Origin of the sequence: Alicyclobacillus fructus (genome assembly GCF_017329605.1) — a bacterium.
Lineage (GTDB): Bacteria > Bacillota > Bacilli > Alicyclobacillales > Alicyclobacillaceae > Alicyclobacillus > Alicyclobacillus fructus.
The window spans coordinates 1-5792 of sequence record NZ_JAFMTY010000048.1 but is presented as its reverse complement, the minus strand read 5'-3'; the positions used below and the strand labels follow the sequence as shown (position 1 = coordinate 5792).

Sequence of the window (5792 nt, the reverse complement as noted above, 5' to 3'; positions counted from 1 at the left end):
GTTCGGCCTTCGTCACGGTGATCCCTCCGTCAATGGATTCTAGAGGGATCATCTCGCAGAACAGAACCCGAGACTAGGTGTGCGCTATTTGACGCTCACGATAATGCGGATGTTTGGCATTCTGAAACGGGCTTCGCGATGAAACCACTTCCCTTAGACCGTTCGAAGTTTGATAATCCGGACAATGATCCACGCGGGCCGTGGAAGCTCGATCCTTTTGATGCTCCCAATGTCCGGGCAAATCTCACCTATGAGATCGTTAATCCAAACACTGGTCAAGTTCATCTACCGCCAAAAGGGAGATGTTGGAGAACATCAAAGGAGGAATTCGAACGCTTACTAAGCGATGGACGCATTATGTTCGGGAGAAATGGTCGTGGTCGCCCTATGCTTAAAGTTTTCTGGGAAGAAAAATGGCAGTACGGCGAAGTCGAAACAACATGGTGGGGAGACGGCGCATTAGAGTCTTTCCTGGACCGGGGCGTCGATCAAGAGTCGGCATCTGAGTGGACTGTGTATGGTACAACCACACGGGGGTCTCAGTCACTTCAAGATATATTCGGAGAAAATGGAATCTTTAATAACCCGAAACCAGTAGAGTTGGTCAAACACATTCTCAGGCTAGCATCTGATAAATCCTCTATTATCTTAGATTCCTTTGCTGGATCCGGGACTACAGCCCATGCTGTTTTGTCTATGAACAAGGAAGATGGTGGTAACCGCAAATTTATTCTCGTTGAAATGGAGGACTATGCCGACCGGATCACTGCCGAGCGCGTCCGTCGTGTGATCCGAGGCGTACCAAATGCGAAAGACGAGGCTCTCCGCGAGGGCCTCGGTGGGTCGTTTTCCTACTTTGAGCTTGGGCAGGTCATTGACCCCGAGGGGCTACTCGATGCCGAGCACCTTCCTTCGTACGAGGAACTTGCGCGGTACGTCTTCTATACGGCGACAGGCGAGCAGTTTGATCTTGACAAAATTGACCGCTCACGCTGGTATATCGGCTCCACGTCTAAATACGACATCTACCTTGTGTATGAGCCGGATGAGGAGAGGCTGCGGACACTCGCTCTTACCATCGACCTGGCGGAATCACTTGGGTCGACGGGACCGGGACGTAAGCGTTTGGTGTTCGCGCCGGCCTGCTATCTGTCAGAGGATTATCTGCGCGAGTACCGAATTGAGTTTGCGCAGCTTCCATATGAGATCTATCGTCGCAGGGGGTGAGGGGTGTGCAGCCTAAGGAGTATCAACGCCGAGTCATCCAGACGGTGGAACGGTATCTCGAGAAGCTAGTTGAGGCCCGTGAGGTCTATGAGGAGGCTTCGTCTGCGGCGCGCGCTCAAATGGACTTCGCCAAGGCGGCATGGGAAGCGGTATCGATGGCGCCATATCATGCAAAGAAGACAGGCATCGGCACGCCCATGCCTAATTTCTGCATCAAGGTGCCGACCGGCGGCGGAAAGACATATCTAGCTGTCATGACCATCGACCGCATCCTGAGCCTTTACCAGCGTCGGCAAACAGGACTTGTACTCTGGATCGTGCCCACGACTCAGATTTATGAGCAGACGCTTCGATCGTTGCGGGACCGAAATCATCCCTACCGCCAGCTTCTCGACATTGCTACCGGCGGTCGGGTGAAAGTTGTGGAGAGGTTCGAGCGGTTCACGCCGCAAGATATTAGGGAGCATCTTGTCATTCTGATGCTCATGTTGCCAGCGGCCAATCGGAAGGACAAGGAGACGCTTAAGATCTTTCAGGACGCTGGTGGATTTGATGCCTTCTTCCCCATGGAAGGAAACTTCCCTGAGCACCAGAAGCTCCTGGAACGCGTGCCTAACCTCGATTACTTTGGTGACAAGGATGAGTTTTTTGGGCTTCAGATTAAAACGTCCTTGGGGAATGTGCTCAGGCTGCTGTCGCCCATCGTCATTCTCGATGAGGGGCAGAAGGCGTACAGTCCTGGTGCGCAGTCGACGATTGCGGGGTTTAATCCATCTATCGTGGTGGAGCTCTCAGCCACGCCGCCTAGCGGCAGCAACGTACTGGTGAGCATCAGCGGGCGTGAACTGGATCAGGAAGGAATGATCAAGCTCGACCTGCATGTGCACAACAGCCAGCGTACAGATTGGCGTGATGTGCTTGCCGAGAGCGTGGCTTGGCGTGACGCGTTGGAGGAAGAGGCGGTACGCTATCAAGCCAATGGCGGTGAGTACATCCGGCCTATATGCCTCATCCAGGTGGAGCGCACGGGCAGGGACCAGGCAGATGCGGGATACATTCATGCGGATCATGTAAAGGCTGAGTTGATCGAGAGCCACAAGGTTCCGGAGGATCAGATCGCCATCAAAACGAGTCAGCAGAATGATATCGAGAACATCGACCTTCTCTCGTCGGATTGTCCGATTCGCTACATCATCACCAAACAGGCCCTACAGGAGGGGTGGGATTGTTCGTTTGCCTATGTGCTGACCATCCTGACGAATCCCACCTCCAAGACTGCGCTGACGCAGCTTATTGGGCGGGTGCTCAGACAGCCGTATGCGAAGAAGACCGGCGTGCAGGCCCTCGATGAAAGCTACGTGTTTTGTTATCAGCGCAGGGCTTCCGAGTTGTCCGAGGCCGTAAGGAAGGGACTTTCTGGAGAGGGTCTCGATGATCTCATCTCACTTGTACGCATAGAATCGGACGAAGCGCAAAAGCGCGAGCAAAGAACAGTGGGTGTTCGCGAACGTTTTAAGCCATTTGAAGGCAAGGTGTACCTACCGCGCTTCATGATGCTGGATGGGGGGCGCGAGCGGGAGCTTGATTACGAGATGGATCTTCTCTCACGTGTAGACTGGGACAAGCTCCGGCTCCAGCGCATCCGGGACCTTGTCCTGTCTTCGAGGGATACTCAGGATTGGGAGACAGCCTTCGGCTATGTGGAAGGCGCAAGCGGCGTTGTGGAGAAAGACCATATCGAGTACAGGACGAAGGTATCTCTAAACCGAGCCTATCTCACGCGCCGTCTCGAGAATGTGGTGCCCAATCCGTGGGTTGCGCGCCGCTTAGTGAATCGGGCGCTGCGAATTCTGCTCAGGAACTATTCAGAGGAGGTGATCGTCGCCAATCAGCCTCTCATCGCGGAGACACTCGAGGCATCCATTCGTCAGGAGGTCGATGAGGCTTGCGAGAAAATCTTCCGGGAACTGGTCAAACAGGATCGTCTCAGGCTCGTGCTTATCGCGGGCAAGGCGTATCAAGTTCCGCGCAGCATCGTGGTGCCGGCGGATGCAAAGACACTTCGACACGATGACGGCGTCCCCGTGCAGTTAAGTCTCTTTGATGATCCCGTGCCCGAGGAGTGGTTCAACGAGGAGTTGGAGCGTCCCGTGGCGCTCTGCCTTGACCGTCAGGAAAAGCTGTTGTTTTGGTTCCGTAATCTCCAGAGAAAACCTTACTTCTATGTACAAGGATGGCGCAAAAATAAAATCTGGGCGGATTTCATCGCGACGAAAAAGAGCGCCCAGAGAAAAGGCGACTTTGACACTGTGTACGTACTGGAGACCAAAGGTCTTCATCTGAAGGATAGTCAAGATACCGATTATAAGCGTCGAGTTTTCGAGTTTTGCAATGAGTTGGCGCGAAAAACAACTTGGCATCAAATCGGATTGCAATTTCCAGATCGAATAGTTCAGTTTCAAGTAGTGGATCAGGATGAATGGGAAACTGTCATTAACAGTTTGTTCAATTAGGTATTACGACTCATAGTAGCGGGCGAGGGGAGACGGTTGCTGACGCAAAAGTACACGGTGCAGCAGCAGTCGATTGATACTGTGTTGGCATGGATCCGTGCTGGTGAGATCGCAATCCCGGAGATTCAACGGCCTTTTGTATGGACACCAACGAAGGTACGCAATTTTCTCGACTCTTTATGGAACGGGTTTCCTGTAGGTTATTTGATTACATGGAGGAATCCTGACGTTCGATTGAAAGACGGAACCGTTTCTTTGGGGAAGCGTCTTTTGATTGATGGTCAGCAACGTGTGACGGCACTGATGGCAGCTTTGCTTGGTCAGGAAGTCATAACAAAGGATTATCGACGTAGTCGAATTAAAATTTCATTTCATCCATTAGAGGAACGTTTTGGGGTTTACAATTCTGCCATCGCTAAAGATGCGACATGGATTTCGGATGTGTCAATTCTGTTTGATCCGAACACAAGCATGTGGGATTTGATCAATGATTATTGTCAACGGACTCCTTCCGTCACGCCGCAGCAACTATCGCGGATACTAGAGAGGCTACGGAGCATCACCAGTCATCAAATAGGTATCATCGAGTTGGCCTCTGATTTGGATATTGAAACCGTCACTGAAATTTTCATTCGAGTCAATTCTGAGGGTGTGCCTCTCAGTCAAGCTGACTTTGCGATGTCAAAAATCGCGGTGAATGAGGAATATGGCGGGCCGAACTTACGGAAGGCGATAGATTACTTTTGTCATCTAATTGCTATGCCAGAATTCCTCCATACCATTGAGCAGGATGCAGAATTTGTGAATACCCCATATTATCGGGCTATGACTTGGGCTGGGAAAATGTCCAATGCGCTCTATGAGCCCTCATACATTGACTTGCTGCGTGTTGCATTCGTATCTGGATTCCGGCGCAGTCGTTTGGAAGACTTGGTAGCTTTGCTGTCGGGGCGTAACTTTGAAACGCGTCAGTACGAACAAGACGTGATTCGGAATTGCATGGAGCGTCTCCAGAAGGCTGTATTGCGATTTATGAACGAAAGCAATTTCAAACGCTTTGTTATGATTATCCAATCGGCAGGTTTTGTTCATCCATCGTTGATCACTTCTCAGAACGCTCTCAATTTCTCGTATATCCTTTTTCTGATCCTTAAGGAGTTAGGAGTAAAGGAAAACGAGATTGAGCGGTATGTGAGGCGCTGGTTTGTACTGTCTATGTTGACTGGCCGGTATTCCGGCTCATCGGAGACAAACATCGAGTACGATGTCCGTCAGGTAGTCACCCAAGGTATTCACGTATATGCGGATGCCATCATTCGCGGTGAACTGTCTGACGCGTTCTGGGAGGTGGCATTGCCTGAAGAAATGGAAACGTCTGTCGTATCGAGCCCATACTTTCGAGTTTTCCTTGCTGCTCAGGTCAAGATGCGAGACAAGGGCTTCCTTTCTCGCGATATCACGGTTCAGGATCTCGTGCAGTACCGTGGAGATGTGCATCATGTCTTTCCAAAGGATTATTTACAACGACAAGGAATGAGTCGTAATCAGTACAATCAAATTGCGAATTTCGTTTTGGCTCAAAGTGAAATTAACATCGCTATTGGCAACAAGGCTCCGAAAGTGTACTTTGGTGAACTGCGAGAACAATGTAATGGTGGTATTAAACGTTATGGAAATATTGATAACTGGGATGAACTTTTGGAGAATTTGAGATTACATTGCATTCCTGAAGAAATTTTTAATATGACGATTGATGACTATCCTGAGTTTCTCAAAATGAGGCGAAAGTTGATGGCGCAGAAAGTGCGGAGATTCTTTGAGATGTTATAGTTCTTAATTGAGGGTTTTGCAGAAAGCCTCCTGTCCACGTTCTGTACACCATATATAGCGTCGAATCAATATGATGAACGCTATATACAGTCAGTTCAACGATAAAAATTGAATTCTGCAAAACCCGACTTCGACAGTTGGACATAGCACGTAGACTCATGGATGGATGTGGGATCCTATTGCGGCGCGGCTTGTCGGACTTATCCACAGGCATGCGCCGTG

Annotated in this window: 3 protein-coding genes; all 3 read left to right on the top strand. The window is 50.3% G+C overall.

Going from position 1 to position 5792, the window contains the following annotated elements; genetic code table 11:
- Window positions 1–138: 138 nt before the first annotated feature.
- The 3 genes from J3481_RS14130 to J3481_RS14120 are packed head-to-tail and all read left to right on the top strand — an operon-like array spanning window position 139 to window position 5570.
- On the top strand, window positions 139–1227 hold the full coding sequence (locus tag J3481_RS14130) for a site-specific DNA-methyltransferase (protein WP_236011745.1): 1089 nt from the start codon (window positions 139–141) through the stop codon (window positions 1225–1227).
- A 5-nt stretch (window positions 1228–1232) separates the two neighbouring features.
- The gene (locus tag J3481_RS14125; protein ID WP_206832765.1) at window positions 1233–3740 is read left to right on the top strand and encodes a DEAD/DEAH box helicase; all 2508 of its coding nucleotides are present in this window, start codon (window positions 1233–1235) and stop codon (window positions 3738–3740) included.
- Between the two features lie 36 nt (window positions 3741–3776).
- Complete coding sequence (locus J3481_RS14120; RefSeq protein ID WP_206832764.1) at window positions 3777–5570, top strand: GmrSD restriction endonuclease domain-containing protein; 1794 nt, start codon at window positions 3777–3779, stop codon at window positions 5568–5570.
- Window positions 5571–5792: the final 222 nt, after the last annotated feature.